This is a genomic window from Tenacibaculum jejuense (assembly GCF_900198195.1).
GTDB classification, from domain to species: Bacteria; Bacteroidota; Bacteroidia; order Flavobacteriales; family Flavobacteriaceae; genus Polaribacter; species Polaribacter jejuensis.
Genome location: NZ_LT899436.1, coordinates 2,791,423 through 2,808,638 on the forward strand (window position 1 = coordinate 2,791,423; position 17,216 = coordinate 2,808,638).

Consider the following 17,216-nt stretch of genomic DNA (forward strand, 5'->3'; position numbering starts at 1 on the left):
AAATTTAACATATCAATCTCGTCTTCTTTAACTTACTTTTTAAAACTCACTAAAAGTTAAGTTTACTCCATTAAACTTTTTGCTTTATCTAAAAGGTTTTTTCCTTTATCTTTTAAATCTTTTCCTGCTTTTTTAATTCCGTCTGCAGATGTGTAAGTACTTAATTTATCTATGAATTCTTTCAAATTATTTACAACAACAAACATCTCTTCTGTATGAGGCACGTTGTTTTCTTTAAGTAATTTTTCCCATTCAACCTGAGATAAAACAGAGAACATGTATTTGGTTGCTATTTTACTTAAGAAAAATTTATCATAAACACCATTAAGTAATTTACCTGATTCTCTATTTTTAATATAATTAATCGATTCTTCAATTTTTTCTTTCTCTTTTGTCGACAGTAAAGAACTAGATTGTAATTTGGTTAATGAAGCTACAGCTTTCTCTTTGTTTTCAGTTTTTAAGTATAAAAATGTTTCTATAGACCATGTAATTTCGTTGTTAAGTCCGATTTTATTTGCATCATTTAAGAAAGCTTCAAAATCTTCTAAGGCACGTTTTTCATCGATCTCTCGTTTCATCATTAATCTGTCAAAACCTCTAAATAAATGATTCAACGCATGAAAACCTAAATGAGTTTGTTGATTATTTAAGTTTCCCCATTGAAACATTGCTCGTGTATAGTGTAAATCGACATTTTGATTTTTATCTAACCAAGTTATATTCCTTGAAATCTCATCTTCAGAAAGATAATAGAGTTTCTTTTCAAAAAATAAAAAGCCTCTAAAGTAACTTAGTAATGCTTTTAATTCTGAATCTGGTAAAATTTCTGGATTTGTTTTAGAACATTCATATAATGATACTTCTTTACCTAAATCTTTACTCAGAATTACAATTGCACTTAAAACAGAATGCTCTAAATTTTGAACTAATTCCTTTTGTTTACCTAAAAAATAGGGTTGTTGTTTTTGAATAGAATCTCCATAAGTAACTCGTAAAGCATCTACAACAGTTGGAAACATGTCTTCATCTGTTTTCATAATGAAATTTTCCATTTTTTTATAATCCCGATATATACTTAAATAATCTAATAATGATAATTCATCAGGGTTTGATAAATCATGTCGCATTAATCGTTTCGACACTTTATCTAAAGAGGTTTTAAAAGATTGATATTCTGAAGAAATTGTATCTCTTGTAACTGCCGATCGTATTGCTATTTTCCCAAATTTGTATGGGAATATCTTGTATGAATCTAGACTTTTCTCTAACTGTTTTTTATCTAGTTTTAATAATTCCTGATCTGTTTTCTCTTGAGTTGAACAGCACACAAATAATGAAATCATTATAGATAAAAACATTACTTTTTTCATACATTTTTAGTTTTTAAGTTGATTGAACAAATGTATTATAATCGTAGGAAGTTTCCGATTTATAATCTTTTTTCAAATACTTTCAATTCATTTCTGTAGTAATTCTAAAATTATTTGAATTCAAGATAAACACTCTTTAGTTACTCTTTAGAAGAAATATAACAATAACTAATATTGATTTATAAGTAAATTATCAAATTCTACTCAATTAAATAAGTCTCAATTACAAACAACAGGAAAAACACTGGAAATCAGAAAAATACTAAAAAAACATTTCGTTAATTTTATGTTAATTAATTAACCTCAAAACCCTCACATTATGAAAAAACAATTACTCATTGTCTTTTTCTTATTGTCTATTGTGGCAATATCTCAAGAAAACAAACCTTTTTATCGCGGAAAAATTTCTTCAGTAGAGTATGTATCTCCAATCATATCTAGAACTGCAGATTTAGTTCCTTTTGTTGATGTTCCTAAAGAAGCTAAAGACAAAAGATCTATGGGAAATGTTATTATTCCTGGACAAGATCCTCAACAACAAGACGACTTTTTTAAAAGAAACAGACACCCTATGGAACAAAGTAGAAAAATGGCAAATGCTGGATTAGTATTTGACACCTATTCTTCTAGTTCACAACCTACCGATCCTTCTTTAGCAGTTGGTCCTAATCATGTTATGGTAGTATTTAATACTGGATTTATGATTTATGATAAGCAAGGAAACGAATTGTTGGGTGAAACTGCTCCTAATCCTGCAATTTTCCCATCTGGTGGATGTTGTGATTTGACTGTATCTTACGATAATGCTGCCGATAGATGGGTATTATCATTTTTAGGTGGTGGTGCTCAAATTGCAGTTTCTGATGGGCCTAACCCTTTAACTGCTGGATGGTATATTTATAATATCAATCAAATTAATGATTATCAAAAATTGTCTATTTGGAGTGATGGTTATTACTTAACAGATAACACCAGTAGCTCTAATAGAGTTTGGGCTTTAGAAAGAGATGCAATGTTACAAGGAGATACTAATGCTGGTATCTTAGGATTTAATCTACCAAATATTAGAACTAGTGGTTTTTACAGTCCGCAAGTATTGAATGTAACCGACAATAACTTACCTGCAACTGGTGGTGCAACTGTTGTTTATATGCAAGATAATGCCTGGGCTGGAGTTTCTACAGACCACGTAAAAGTTTGGACTATAGATGTTGACTGGAATAACACTTCTGCTTCAACAGTTTCTAACCCACAAGAAATTACTGTAACTCCATTTATTGGTGTTTTTGATGGTGGTAGCTTTGCTAATCTACCTCAACCAAACGGTGGAGCAACTATTGATGCTTTACAAGCGACAATTATGAATCAAGCTCAGTTTAGAAAGTTTCCAACTCATAATTCTGCTGTATTTAATTTTGTTGTAGACACTGATGCTTCTTCAGGAAAATTAGCTGGTGTGCGTTGGATGGAATTTCGTCAGACTGGTGATAATCAACCTTGGTCTTTGTATCAAGAAGGAACATATAATGCTCCTGATGGAAGACATGCTTGGAATGCTAGTTTAGCCATGGATGCAAGTGGAAATATTGGTATGGGATATACTTCTTTATCTGGACCAACAACGACAACTACAACGAGAGTAAGTTCTTATTTTACAGGTAGATCAAATGGAGATCCTTTAGGTACAATGACAGCTGCGGAAGGATTAATTGCAAATGGTAATCAAAATATTCCAGGTACACGTTATGGTGATTATAGTAAAATTGATGTAGATCCATCAAATAATAGCACATTCTGGTATATTACAGAGTATATGAATAATGGTAGAAAAGGTGTTATCGGTACTTTTGAAATGCAACCTGCTGGACCACCAGATACTGAAGCTCCAACAAATCCTTCAAACTTAACAGCTTCTAATATTACTTCCAGTGGCGCTACATTAAATTGGACTGCTGCTACAGATAATGTGGCCGTAGTGAGATACTTAATTTCTATAGATGGGAATCAAGTTGGAACTTCATCAAATACGACTTTTGATGTTACTGGATTATCACCTAATACTCAATATACAGCTGCTATTGTTGCACAAGATGCTGCCGGAAATAATTCGGGAAGTGTAGATGTTGTATTTACTACTGTTAATGGTCCGTTACCATATTGTGATTCAGCAGGAAATAATGTAAGTGATGAATTTATAAGTAACGTTACTTTAAATACGATTAACAATAATTCTGGAGCACAAGGATATTCTGATTTTTCTAGTATTTCTACTAATTTAAGTGAAGGACAAAGCTATACCATAACTATTACTCCTACTTGGACAGGAACTGTTTATAATGAAGGTTATGCAGTTTGGATTGATTATAACAATAATGGAGATTTTGATGATTCTGGTGAACTAGTATGGTCTAAATCACCTTCTTCTGATGCTACTAATTCTGGTTCTTTTACCATTCCTAATGGAACTGCTCAAACTTCTGTTAGAATGAGAGTTTCTATGAAATATAATGCTATTCCTACTTCTTGTGAAACTTTTACCTACGGTGAAGTTGAGGATTATACTGTAAACTTAGAAGCTGGAAGCGACGGAGGAGGATCATCTGGTGTTATTGCTGGATTTAGTTTTGAAACTGGACTAGAAGGTTGGAGTGATCCAGGAAGTGATTGTGCTCGTGTAAATACTTCTGCAAGATCTTACGATGGAAATTTCTCTGTTCGTTTAAGAGACGATACTTCTACTTCAAATACTGTTTCTCCTGAATTAGATCTTTCTGGAAATAACGAAGTAACTTTTGAGTTTTTTGCTTTCATTAATAGTTTTGAATCTGGTGAAAACTTCTTGGTTGAATTCTTCAACGGTACTTCTTATCAAGTAATTGGTCAGTATACTGTAGGTGTAGATTACAACAATGAAGAATTCTTCACTGACATTATCACTTTAGATGCTGCTAATTTTAACTTTACTACTGCAAACAGATTCCGTTTACGTTGTGATGCAAGTGGAAATGCTGATAGAGTTTATTTTGATCAAATCACTATTAGTGGAGATAATGTAAGAACTCCTTTTGTACCAGATACGAAAAGTGAAAGTACTCCTCGCGAAGAATTATTAGACTTTACAAATAACTCTCTGAAGAATATAAAACTTTATCCGAATCCAGCTGTAAATAGTTTAAATATTGAAATTTTAAACGGTAGTTTTAGTCAGGTTACGATTTATTCTATTACTGGACAAGTTGTTTATGCTTCAGATAAAGTAGTAAATGAAAAAACAACTATAGATACTTCTCAATTCACAACTGGTTCTTATTTCGTGAAGTTTGTTTCAGATGGTAAAGCTGTTACAAAACGCTTCCTTAAAAAATAATATAAACTTCTTTAAAAAAGAAAAGGTCACTCAAAATTGAGTGACCTTTTTATTTTTCATCATCTAAACTTTCTATTTCAAAACCTTAATCCATTGCCCTTTTGTTCTTGAAATATAATCATTGTCATACATCGCTTCTGCTTGTACTCCAGGCAAATAATAATCTCCTAAATATGATGCATTTAGTAACACTCTAAATGTTTTCGATTTAAAACCAGAGAGTGTAAAATAATTGCTAATACTTGCATCTCTTATATCTGTATAATCTACTGCAGAAGAAGTGGTATTGCTTCCGAATTCTGTAAAACGAGTATTTACAACTTCCCAACCAGATGGTAAAAATTGTGTTAATGCTATATTTTGAACCGTTTCATTTGTTGTGTTCCTAACAGTTATTTCCGCTACAAAATTTGTTCCTTGAGATAAGCTTCCAACACCTATTCTATTTCCCTCTTTGTTTTTATAAACTACTTTTACATCAAGGTTTTTCTGAATAACTTTCTCCTCTCCTACTGGTAAAATCCCTCTATTGTATACTCTTACATATAATGGACTTTCAGAACTGTTATTAATCACAAGTGCATTATTACTCTTTAAGGAATTCATATCTTTCACAAATAGTGATTTGGTTGTGTTTATTGATGTTTGGGTTCCATTCCAAGTATAATTTGCATTAATACCTGAATTTTCTCCATTCTTTAATGCATATTGAGCCATCGCCAATAAACCATATGAAGTTGTTTGAGTACTCATCCAACGATCACTAGATAAACTTTCGGCAATATCTTTTGCTAACTTTATCGATTGTACTTCGTCTCCTGTTAATGTATACGTTTCTAACGACATTGCTTTATCTCTAATTTCTGAACCATAATTATAATAATATCTTCTGTTATAATCATTACTTGTAATTGATTTTAAAATAGATTCAGCTGTAGATTTTTTTCCTATTAACGCATAAGCAGCTGCTAAACGTCTTTTTGTTGAGCTTGATATTCCTGAAGTTTCTCTTAATCTATTCATTGATGCTAAATCTGGACTATTCGATAAACTCAACGTATATAAACGATAAGCCTGAGCAAACTCATTATTGTAATATTTTGAAGATTTCCTCCATTTTCTAGCTTCATTCTTCTGATATGTTAACCATTTGGCTTTAAATCCTATTGGTAATGCATATCCTCTTTTTTCAGCTTCCAATAAAAAATGACCTGCATAAGATGTTCCCCAACTATTAGCGCTTACTCCTCCTGGCCAATATGAAAGTCCTCCATTTAACTTTTGAAATGATGATAATCTATTAATCGCTGCTTTTATATTTCGTTCTATTGATTTTTTCTTCTCTCCTGATAATTCAAATAGCTCAGGAAAATATAACTGTGGAAAAACACTAGATGTCGTTTGTTCTACACAACCGTGAGGATAACGAATTAAATACTCCATACGACTTGTAAAATTCATTGGAGGTAATGTAGATAATTCTATACTTGCAGAATTCGTTCCTTTTGTTCCGAAAGTTGCTAAATCTAATTGATTTTCTTCTCCTGATTTTAATACTAACTCCTTAATTTCGGTAGTTACTGGATTTGGATTTAAGACATCTATTTCTACTTCGTAAAATGCTTTTTCGCTTCCAGAATTTGCTTCTACTCTTACTTTTCCAATACCTTTAAAATCATTTACTTTTAGAGTAAAATATGCCATTTTTTCATCTGGCTGATTGAACTGTAATGTTTGTGTTGCTTTACCTTCAATGCTAAATGAAGGATCTGGCTTAACCGTAACTTTTACATTCTTTACATTTTCTTTCATTGCGAAAACTGTTACTGGTAAAGTAACGGTTTCTTTTGGTGTGATTTTACGCGGTAAAGATGCTAATACCATTACAGGTTTACGTACAAAAGCATTTTTTTCGTCACTTCCATAAGCTTCTTTAGTGCCATTAGATGCAACAACCATCGCTCTCACTGAACCTACATAATTCGGAATTTTAATTTCATGAGTTTTTACCTCTCCAGAACCTAACTTAAAAGGTCCTAAAAACGAAACCATCGGTTTAAAACGATTCGCTTTCTTGTTTTTACTTCCTGCTTTAGCTTCATCACCTCCAATACTTAAAATCTGATTTACTTCTCCTCCATAAGCTCCAATAACATCATCAAAAATATCCCAAGTTCTTACTCCTAAAGATTGTCTTGCATAAAATGTCGACCATGGATTTGGTGTTTTAAATCGAGTTAAATCTAATAATCCATCATCAACTAAAGCAATTGTGTAAGTCATTGCTTTTGCATTCTTCTCTTTAACTCTAATTTTCGCAACACTTTCTGGTTTTAATTCATCTGCTAATTGAATTTCTGGTTCCAATTTAGTTTCAGGATCTTTTACCAACATCGGAATAGCTCCATACATTCGAATTGGCAAATCATTTTTTGTCTGAGAATGTTGTTGTAACAATGAAATATTTACAAATACATTTGGTGTGTATGTTTTTAAAACTGGAAAACTAAAATCTGTTTGTTTATCTTTTGTTTCTACCCAAAAATGATCTAAAACTTGTGTCCCATTTTCAATAGTAATTAAAGCTCTACCACCTGCTGATGAAGGAAATTTCACTGTAGCGTTTTCATTCACATTATAGGATTCTTTATCACTTGAAAACACAAGCATTGTTGCATTTGTTTTGTCTTGACTTCCTCTTTTAGCTCCGTACCAAGAAGGCCAATCAAAATAAACAACTGCTGAAGTAACATGCTTACTTTTTTTATCTTTTACTTTAATTAAATAACGCCCCCAATCATTTTTATCAATTTTTAAATTGAAAGCTCCTTTACCATTTGCACTAGTTCGTACATTCTTAGAATCGTAATATTCGCGTTGAGTTGAACCATCGTAATAAGATAATCCGTCGCTAGAAGAACTCCACCACCATCTCCAACTTAACTTATAAACTTTTACTTCTAAATCATTTATAATTCCTTTTCCTTCTTCATTTACAGATGCTACATTAAAAGCATATTCTTGATCTGTAAATAAATAGTTTTTAGACTGTTGTTCTTCTGCTAAATTTAGTCCTGCATATGATTTGTATGGTGAAACTTTGGTACTGTACACATCTGTACTAAAATCACCTCCGTTTTCATAAACTTTAGTTATAAAACTAGCACGAACCATTCCCGGAACTCTAGTTCCTAAATCTGCTTTTTTAGTAAAACTAACTTTACCTTCATTATCTAAATTTCCAGATGCGATTACTGAATTTGATGTTCTTATTCTTCTTGTAACATCATCAAAAACATAATTATCGTACTTTGGAAATTTAGTCGTTGTTCTCGAAAACTTAGATTCTATATCATATTTTAAACCTCTTGCAATAGCTCCATGTAACCATTTTACCTCTAACTCACCATGAACAGGTCTTCCTGATTTTACAAACTTGTCTTCTGTTTTTACTTTAATTTTTAAACGATTTGGTTTTATCGTTTCAACTTTTAATACTTTATTGAATTTAGCTGCTCCTACATTTACTCTTAACTTCCAATTTCCAGTGATGGCTTCTGCATCTGTTTTAGGCGCATAAGTGTATACATTTAAATTATTCTTTTGAACAATTTTTCGATCTGTAATTTTTCCTTGCGGATCAACTAATTCAAATTTAATTGGATGCTTTTCAGGAATTGGATTTGCTTTATCATTCAACACAAAAGTTAAAAACATTTTATCACCTGGTCTCCATACTCCTCTTTCTCCGTAAATGTATCCTTTAATTCCTTTCTGCAATCTTGCTCCTGAAACATCGAACTTACTCATCGACAATGAATTTCCATCATTCAACTTTACATAAGTTGTACTGTTATTATCAGATACTTTTGCAAAATATGCTCCTTTTACATCATCAAAAATTGCGACACCTTCCGCATTTGTTTTAGCAGAAACTACAATTTGCTGTTGCAGATTAATTAATTCGACTTTAGCACCGTTTGAAGGTTGAGTACTTAAAAGATTGGTTACTGCTACGAAAGTATTATCGTTATTTCCTTTCTTTACAATAACTCCTAAGTTAGAAGCTAATAAATTGGTGCTTATTTTTTTATTCCTATAAAATGATTTTTTACAAGGATCTTTGCGTTCATTCCAATTGTAATCGTCGTAATAATCATCGTAGTAATAACCATAACCAGCACGATCGTAATTACGTGTATCTACTTCTTTTTTTCCGAAAACAATAGTTGCATTACTTTCTTCACCATCACAAGAATAATTAGAATATTCTTTATGATACGATAACTCAACTCGATACATCGCTCCATTTTCAACAGTAACTAAGTCAGATAAATCTACAGCAAAAGCATTTGGTTTACTTAAATGTAATCCTTGATTCGCTAAATTCACTGTATATTTTGCAGTTGGTCTTCCTACATAACGAATATTACCTTGATTATTTAAGTTGTTGTTTTGTAAAAATTGAAGAACGTTATTCTTATAAATTTTATAAACAGTCGCATCTACAGCTTTTAAGTTTACAGCTTTAAAGTTAATTTTTAAATTATCAGAATTAGGTAAAATAGTTCCACTTTTAATGAAACTTAATTCTGGTTTTAATTGTTCAAAATATAAAGTTCTAACGACATTATTTTTTAAAGTATAACCTTCAGTATTTTTTATGCCTTTAAAAACCTCAATATCTACTTTATTACGAATAGAAGCTTTTGGATATACACTGATAACGTTGTTCTTTATTTTGGTTGTGAAATTTTGTTTTTGAGTATTTACAAACTGAATTAATCCCTTTAAATTTTGACTTTTGTTAATTGGATCTGAAAAGTTAATATCTATTCTTTGCTTGTTGTCATTAAAAACATCAAACGACAATACTTTAAAATTTGATTTTCCTGTAATGACCATTTCACGTTCTCCTTTAGAACTTGAATTAACAATTTCACCGTTCCAATTTACTTTTACAGTCTTATCATCAGGAAAACGTTGTAAACTATCAATTTTAAATCGTACCGCATTTGTATAAGTATCTGAAGTGATATCAAACTTGATATTCTTTTCTTTTCCGTTGTAATTTGCTTTTACTAATTCTGTTATTTTTTTTCCTTCAATTACATCGCTAGAAGTTAAACTTCCTTCAATATAATACCAATCTTTGTTGTAAATAGAAGGTGCTTGTAATGCGATACTAAATTGTAAAGGTTTTGTTTTTAAGGCTACTGTAAAATCCTGTAGCGATTTATCTACGTTAGTGTATAATTTATCTAAATGAACTGTAATTGAGTATTCTTTATTACTTTCTAATTTTGTTTCTGGAACAAAGGACAAAATAGTATTATTAAGTTCTATTTTTCCTTTTACTTTCGGACTCATTGTAATTACATCATCCCCAATTTCTTGTACATCTACTGTTTTGTTCAGGTAAAAGTCTAACTTAGGTAAAACAGAAATCATTTTTTCTGGATAAACACTAATGTATTCGGTAAAACTTGTTACATCGCTTTCTTTAGTTTCTGTTTTCTTTTTACATGCTGTTACTAAAACAATAAGAATCAACAAGTAAGATGAGATTTTTTTGGTCATGTTTTTTACAATTTTTTTCTAGTTAACTGATATTCAAAGTTAATAAAATAGAGGTGAAAAAGATTTTAGAATTCGTAAATTGAATGTTTCGATGAGTTAACTGTATATAAACTTATGTTAGCCGTAATTTCTATATTAATAATTGTTGAATCATCTCAAAGAGACTAAAAACATACAATCATACACTTAAAATTACTTTCATAAGTCTGTTTCTGATCAAAACAAGTTAAAAAACTAAAAATCAAAATTCTAAATATTTTATTTGTGTTCAAAATTCCTTCAAAACTAATAAAACGTTTATAATATTAATTAGAGTTTTCTAAATTCGTGGATTCTTGTTCTCTATTCGTCTACAGATTTACTAAATTTGTATTACTACAAAATCAAAAAAAATACGTCTTTGTTTATTAAGCTTATTTTCTTGATTTAATTTTTCCTTTTTAACTTAGTACCGTCTTCATCATAATACTCGGCAGTTTTATATTCACCTTTTTCATCATAATAAGTGATTGATCGTAACTTAATATCCTTTGTATTATGATAATATTCTTTAATAGTTACCAAGACACCACTTTTTAGGATTTCTTCTTTAGAAATATTTCCATTTTCGAAAAAAGTTTTGGTCATATCCTTTTTCCCATTTTCATCATAATGCGTGTAACTTGTCTTATTTCCATTCCCTCTTTCATCATAATAACTGATTGATTTCAGCTTATTATCTTTTGTATTATAGTACTCCTTAAAAATTAACATGACACCATTTTTTAAAGTTAGCTCTTCAGAAATATTACCATTTTCAAAAAAAGTTTTGGTCATATCCTTTTTTCCATTTTCATCATAATGCGTGTAACTTGTCTTATTTCCATTTTTATGAAAGGAAATTTTTTCTCCAACCTCATCCCCTTCGTCATTATAATTTATAACTTTTTTAAGCTTGTTATTGGCATAAAATATTTTGTGTGTGCCGACAATTATTCCATTTTTTGTTGAAAATTCTTCTGCTATAGTACCATTTTCGTGAAATTCTTTCCAATTTCCATTGGTTAATTTGTTAAAATATTCGTCATCATTTCTAAATCCTTCTTTGTATTCTTCATAAATAAAGCTAGATTTAATTTGACCATTTTCATGATAGGTGTTATGACGATAATTTCCATTTGATATTTGATTTGCAGTAACCTTTACTTTACCATTCTCATAAAACTCGTTATAAAATAAATAACCTTCTTTTGTAAATCCTTTTTCTGCAAGTAATTTATCTGTAGTATAATAACTATGAAATGTTTCAACTATGGAATCACCTAATATTTTGATAAACTTTTTTTCAATCTCCAAAACACCTTCTTTTGTGTAATCTTTTATCCATACTTCTTCTCCTTTCTTGTACAGATAACGTCTTTTTAAATAACCTTCTTTTTCAAATTCTTCCCATTCTCCTTCTGCTTCTCCTTCAAACCAAAAACCCTTTTGATCTAACCTTCCATTCTTAAAAAAACTCTTAGCAACACCATGTTTTAAACCATTTTTATATGTTTTTATAAATCTAGGTGTTCCACTTCTATAAAATGTTTGCCAAATACTATCTTTTTTTCCATTTTTATAAAAACCTTTTTCTTCAATGGTAACACCATCATCAAAATATCGTACCTCTTTACCTGTTGGAAAATTCGCTATAATCATTGGTAATCCATTTTTATGATAAGCCTTCCATTCTCCAAATTGATTTCCTTTATTATCTAAAACACCTTCCTTTTTGAGTTGCTTATTTTCATAAAACCACTGCCATTTACCAATAGGAATAGTATCTTTAATCAACTTTCCTTTTTTAGCGACTACACCATTCTGATGAAACACAGTAAAATCACCTGAACGAAGTCCGTTTTCATAATGTAATATCGCTTTAACTTCACCCTCTTTGTAAAATTCTTTCCAAACTCCTTCTTTCTTATTGTTTATTATTTTTCCAGACTCTTTAAGCTGACCATTATCATAAAATTCCTTTTTATTTTCTTGAGTACAAGAATTCATAGTAAAAATTACAAGTAAACAAATCACAATTTTATACATCATGCAATAATTAATAGAATTTAAATTATTTATACTCAAAATTAACTACACAAAATATAAAATCAAGGTGTAATTAAAAATTTGGTCTTAACTAGCTTATATTCGTTCACGCTTTTGCTAAATTTGTACTGTAAATAATATGCACACTTAAATTTATATGTTAGGATTACAATTTGAAACAGAAACTTCATGGGTCGATGTAGCTAAAAGTGGTTTACAACAACTTTTAACAGATCATGCTTTTGCTGAACAAAAAGCGGCTAGTAATGCTGTATCTATCATTATTAACTATTCTGAGGAAACTGAATTAGTAAAGGATATGAGTGATATTGCTATTGAAGAAATGGAACATTTTAGAATGGTACATAATTTAATGGTTGAAAGAGGAATGGTTTTAGGTCAGGCTACAAAAAATGATTATGCTTTACAATTACAAGGTTTTTTCCCTAAGACTCAAGATCGTACAGAGGCTCTAGTTCACAGATTGTTAGTTGCTGCTTTAATTGAAGCAAGAAGCTGTGAGCGTTTTAAAGTTTTTTCAGACAATATGGAAGACGAACAATTGTCTCAGTTCTATAAAGATTTAATGATTTCTGAAGCAAATCATTATACTTTATTTTTAGGCTATGCAAGAAAGTATATGGACAAAGATATTGTTAATCATAAATGGGGAGATCTACTTGCTTTTGAAGCCCTAATGATGAAAAACAGAGGTACTTCTGCTAAAGTTCACGGGTAGAATTATTCAATATCAATCATAAAGACAACTGACAACTGATAACTGACAACTGAAATAAATGTTTAGTAAGGAAGAATCTGCAAAAATTAGAAAAGAATTCTGGACGAGCTTTGGAAAATCGTTTCCTAGAAAATGGTTATTATACAATACAAAAATCAAAGGATTTGCATTTAAATTTCAAGCTGATCGAAAAAAAGCTTTTGTATGTTTAGATTTTGAACATCCTGAAGAAGTTGCTAACGAATTGTTATATGATCAGTTACTAGCATTAAGAAAAATATTAGAAACGGAATATTTACCTGAAGTTATTTTTGACAACGCTTTTCAATTAGAAAGCGGAAAATATATTCACAGAATATACGTTTTACATGAAAAGAAATTTAGTATTCATAACAAAAATACTTGGCGTGATTGTTACGAATTTTTTGTAGAAACAATGACTCAGTTTGAATTGTTTTATTATGAATATGAAGATTTTATAAAACAAGCCATTTAATCATAACTTATTATCCCCTTATGAAATTAATTAAATCATTATTCTTTATTTGTTGTTTAGCTATTTTTTCTTGTAGTTCTAACGAAGAAAACATTGACACTAATGGAGATGAAAACCTTGAAAATCCAACGAATGAAGTTGATTACGAAACTCAAATTCTAAACTTACTAAATAAACATAGAACCGATAATGGTTTAGCTGAGTTAGCTGTTTTAGATATTATAAAAACACAAACAGAAGCTCACACCGATTACATGATAGGTAAAGGTGATATTTCACATGATAATTTTAGTGATCGTAGTGATTTCTTACAGCAAAATGCGGATGCTAGAAGTACAGCAGAAAACGTAGCTTTTGGATATAATAATGCCCAATCTCTAGTTAACGCATGGATAAATAGTGATGGGCATCGTAGAAATATTGAGGGAAATTTCACACATTTTAATATCACTGCAAAGCAAAATAAAAATGGAGCTTGGTATTACACCAACATCTTTATTAGAAGATAATTATCCTGCTTTCAGCTCTAATTTACGTTTACAATATTCGCAGCTTTTCTCATAAATTGTTTTAAGCTTGAGAACTCATTGAAAACAATTGAAGTTAAAAATTCATGGACTACTTATTATTTTTAATTCTTGGGTTTTTGATAAAGCTGTATTTTCTATGTTGAGTTCTGGAATAAAAACAGATCATACCAAATATTATATTCAGCTTTTATTTTCGATGATAAGTGCTGCTCTTACTAAAAAAGGAATTAAAGCATTTGCAAGTGCATACGACAGAATTATAAGTCAATAAAAAAGTCTTCAGTAAACTGAAGACTTTTATTTCTATTTAATATTTTTTATTCTAGAAATCTAATACTTAATGGATAATTAGGAGCTTCTCCATTAGTAGCTTTAATTGCGTTTATAATTGGGAAAATAAAATAAATTATTCCTAAAAAAATAAGACCTAAAATTCCTAACCCAAAAAATAAAATTAACGGCACACACAATAACGCATAAATAAACATCGAAATTCTAAAGTTAAGAATCGACTTACCATGCTCATCCATTCCTTCAACTTCGTCCTTTTTAAGAATCCAAATAATTAAAGGTGTTACAAAACCTCCTATAACGGTTAATAGATCTAATAACTGACTTAAATGTGTAATTGCTAATAATTCTTTATTTCTCTGCATTTTTTGTTGTTGTTTACATATGTTAGACGTAAGGTTTATCGTTTTGTTACAAAAAATCATATGATTATATGTAATATAACATACTGATAGCAAACTGAAATCGTTTCTGGTTTTCTTTGTAAACTACTATTTCCTCTAGTGACATAATTCCAAAATAAATTTGGAATCATGTGAAAATTATATTTCTAAGAAATCTTCAATTTAAAATTGTATTGAACTGTAGTATATTTGCATAAAAAATACGTTTTGCAAACACTAATTAACGATACAATTGTTGCCTTAGCTACTCCTTCAGGAGTTGGAGCCATTTCTGTAATTCGACTTTCTGGTGAAAAGTCTATTGAAATTGTAAATCAATTTTTTACTTCAGTTAAAAAAAACAAATCGTTATTAGATCAAAAAACACATACGATTCATTTAGGTCATATTACTAATAAGGGAAAGATTATAGATGAAGTTTTGGTTTCTATTTTTAAAAATCCAAATTCGTATACTGGTGAAAATGTAGTAGAAATTTCTTGCCATGGTTCTGTATTCATTCAACAAGAAATTTTACAACTATTTTTAAGCAACGGATGTAGAATGGCCGATAATGGTGAATTTACCATGCGTGCTTTTTTGAATGGTAAAATGGATTTAAGTCAGGCTGAAGCTGTGGCAGATGTGATTGCTTCTAATTCTGAAGCTTCGCATCAAATGGCTATTCAGCAAATGCGTGGTGGAATTACCAATGAATTGAAAGATTTACGCGGCCAACTTTTAGATTTTGCTGCTTTAATTGAATTAGAATTGGATTTTTCTGGAGAAGACGTTGAGTTTGCAGATCGCACAAAATTCCGTGAATTGGTGACTAAAATTACATCAGTTTTAAAACGTTTAATTGATAGTTTTGCTTTTGGTAATGCCATGAAAAATGGAATTCCGGTTGCTATTATTGGTGAGCCAAACGTTGGGAAATCGACACTTTTAAATGCTTTATTAAACGAGGAAAAAGCTATTGTTTCTGATATTGCTGGAACTACACGTGATGCTATTGAAGATGAAATGATTATTGATGGTGTAGCTTTTCGTTTTATTGATACTGCAGGAATTCGTGAAACTGAAGATGTGGTAGAAAGTATCGGTATACAAAAGGCTTATGAAAAAGCCGATAAAGCACAGCTTGTGATCTTTTTAGTAAATGCTGAAAAGATTCACAATAACTCTTCGGATATTATAGAAGAGATTTCACAAATTAAAGATCGTTTTGAACATAAACGTTTACTTTTAATTGCGAATAAAATCGATAATTTATCTGAAACTGCTTTAGAACAAATTAAAACTACTCTTCCGCAAGCTTTATTATTATCTGCAAAGCAGAAAATAGGTGTAGATTCTTTAAAAAGTGAATTGACTTCTTTAGTGAATACTGGAGCTTTAAGTAATAATGAAACTATTGTGACAAATTCTCGTCATTTTGAGGCTTTAAATAATGCTTTAGAAAGTATTCAATCTGTTGATAATGGAATAGAACTTGGTATCTCTTCTGATTTATTTGCTATCGACATCCGCGAGTGTTTACGTCATTTAGGAAATATTACTGGTGAGTATGACGTAGATAAAGATATTTTAGGCCATATTTTCTCTAACTTTTGTATTGGGAAATAGATTTTCCTTTACTATTACTTTGTTTACTCTTTGCTAAAAGGAGAAAATATAGGAAAACATATTATGAGCCAATTCAATAATTTAATCGGTTCATGTTTATGTTCAATATTAAATCAACCTCAAAAAACAGTTTAATTTTGAGATCAAAATGATTTTTTATAAATTGCATCAATAGTAATAAAAATGATGCAATATGGCTACAGTAAGAAAATCAATTACATTTACAAAACAACAAGATGCTTGGATTAAATCACAAATAGAAGGTGGGGATTACACTAACGATAGTGAATATATTAGAGATTTAATAAGAAAAGACCAAGCTAATAACTCTAAATTAAACTATTTAAGAATGGCTGTTCAAAAAGGTCTTGATAGTGATGTTAGTGAAAAATCTGTTCAAGACATTATTGAAGCCAAGATTAAAGAAAAGCAATAATGTCAAAACTTAATTATCAATTAAGAAAAGAAGCTCAATTTGATTTAGAAGATATTTTTGACTATTCTCAAGATAATTTTGGTTTAGATATTGCAATTAAATATTTGAATGAATTAGAAAATACCTTTTTCAATCTATGTGAATATCCTCATATTGGAAAAGATAGATCTGAAATTAAATTTGTCGTGTACAGTTTCGTCCACAAAGAACATTTGATTCTCAATAAAATAACTGAAACAAAAATAGATATTTTAAGAGTTTTACATCAAAGTAGAGATTTACCAAGGTTTATAAAATATCTTTAAAAATCAAACAAAGGAAAACA

Annotated in this window: 12 protein-coding genes; 8 read left to right on the forward strand and 4 right to left on the reverse strand. The window is 30.0% G+C overall.

Translation table 11 applies throughout. The features are described 5' to 3' along the window. Positions 1-62 precede the first annotated feature (62 nt). Positions 63-1,373 (reverse strand): short-chain dehydrogenase, encoded by a 1,311-nt coding sequence (locus AQ1685_RS12440; RefSeq protein ID WP_095072613.1) that lies wholly within the window; start codon positions 1,371-1,373, stop codon positions 63-65. A gap of 319 nt (positions 1,374-1,692) precedes the next feature. Between AQ1685_RS12440 and AQ1685_RS12445 the strand changes: the two genes are divergently transcribed. Continuing rightward, positions 1,693-4,740 carry a GEVED domain-containing protein gene (locus tag AQ1685_RS12445; protein ID WP_095072615.1) on the forward strand — a complete coding sequence of 1,016 codons (3,048 nt, stop codon included), beginning with the start codon at positions 1,693-1,695 and terminating at the stop codon, positions 4,738-4,740. Between the two features lie 72 nt (positions 4,741-4,812). On the opposite strand, the gene AQ1685_RS12450 is transcribed toward AQ1685_RS12445, so the two are convergent. Together AQ1685_RS12450 and AQ1685_RS12455 are read right to left on the reverse strand one after the other, a co-directional pair. Then, positions 4,813-10,320, reverse strand: coding sequence for an alpha-2-macroglobulin family protein (locus AQ1685_RS12450; RefSeq protein ID WP_095072617.1), 5,508 nt, complete (start codon positions 10,318-10,320; stop codon positions 4,813-4,815). Between the two features lie 426 nt (positions 10,321-10,746). After that, complete coding sequence (locus AQ1685_RS12455; RefSeq protein WP_095072618.1) at positions 10,747-12,348, reverse strand: toxin-antitoxin system YwqK family antitoxin; 1,602 nt, start codon at positions 12,346-12,348, stop codon at positions 10,747-10,749. Positions 12,349-12,544: 196 nt separating this feature from the next. Here AQ1685_RS12455 and miaE point away from each other — a divergent pair, with 196 nt between their 5' ends. The 4 genes from miaE to AQ1685_RS12475 all read left to right on the forward strand — a co-directional run bounded on the left by miaE (position 12,545) and on the right by AQ1685_RS12475 (position 14,423). Beyond that, complete coding sequence (gene miaE / locus AQ1685_RS12460) at positions 12,545-13,126, forward strand: tRNA-(ms[2]io[6]A)-hydroxylase (RefSeq protein WP_095072620.1); 582 nt, start codon at positions 12,545-12,547, stop codon at positions 13,124-13,126. Between the two features lie 58 nt (positions 13,127-13,184). Then, positions 13,185-13,622 carry a DUF4268 domain-containing protein gene (locus AQ1685_RS12465; protein ID WP_095072622.1) on the forward strand — a complete coding sequence of 146 codons (438 nt, stop codon included), beginning with the start codon at positions 13,185-13,187 and terminating at the stop codon, positions 13,620-13,622. A gap of 20 nt (positions 13,623-13,642) precedes the next feature. Then, positions 13,643-14,131, forward strand: a complete 489-nt coding sequence (locus AQ1685_RS12470) for a CAP domain-containing protein (protein ID WP_095072624.1) — start codon at positions 13,643-13,645, stop codon at positions 14,129-14,131. A gap of 88 nt (positions 14,132-14,219) precedes the next feature. Next, positions 14,220-14,423 carry a hypothetical protein gene (locus AQ1685_RS12475; RefSeq protein ID WP_095072626.1) on the forward strand — a complete coding sequence of 68 codons (204 nt, stop codon included), beginning with the start codon at positions 14,220-14,222 and terminating at the stop codon, positions 14,421-14,423. Positions 14,424-14,469: 46 nt separating this feature from the next. Here the strand turns inward: AQ1685_RS12475 and AQ1685_RS12480 are convergent, their stop codons facing one another. Next, positions 14,470-14,808 (reverse strand): DUF4870 domain-containing protein, encoded by a 339-nt coding sequence (locus tag AQ1685_RS12480; protein WP_095075069.1) that lies wholly within the window; start codon positions 14,806-14,808, stop codon positions 14,470-14,472. Positions 14,809-15,054: 246 nt separating this feature from the next. Here AQ1685_RS12480 and mnmE point away from each other — a divergent pair, with 246 nt between their 5' ends. The 3 genes from mnmE to AQ1685_RS12495 all read left to right on the forward strand — a co-directional run bounded on the left by mnmE (position 15,055) and on the right by AQ1685_RS12495 (position 17,196). Next, a complete protein-coding gene (gene mnmE, locus AQ1685_RS12485; RefSeq protein WP_095072628.1) occupies positions 15,055-16,455 on the forward strand; it encodes a tRNA uridine-5-carboxymethylaminomethyl(34) synthesis GTPase MnmE in 1,401 nt (466 codons plus the stop codon). A gap of 193 nt (positions 16,456-16,648) precedes the next feature. After that, positions 16,649-16,891, forward strand: coding sequence for a type II toxin-antitoxin system ParD family antitoxin (locus AQ1685_RS12490; RefSeq protein ID WP_095072630.1), 243 nt, complete (start codon positions 16,649-16,651; stop codon positions 16,889-16,891). Beyond that, the gene (locus AQ1685_RS12495; RefSeq protein ID WP_095072632.1) at positions 16,891-17,196 is read left to right on the forward strand and encodes a type II toxin-antitoxin system RelE/ParE family toxin; all 306 of its coding nucleotides are present in this window, start codon (positions 16,891-16,893) and stop codon (positions 17,194-17,196) included. Before AQ1685_RS12490 ends, AQ1685_RS12495 begins: the two co-directional genes overlap by 1 nt. Positions 17,197-17,216 lie beyond the last annotated feature (20 nt).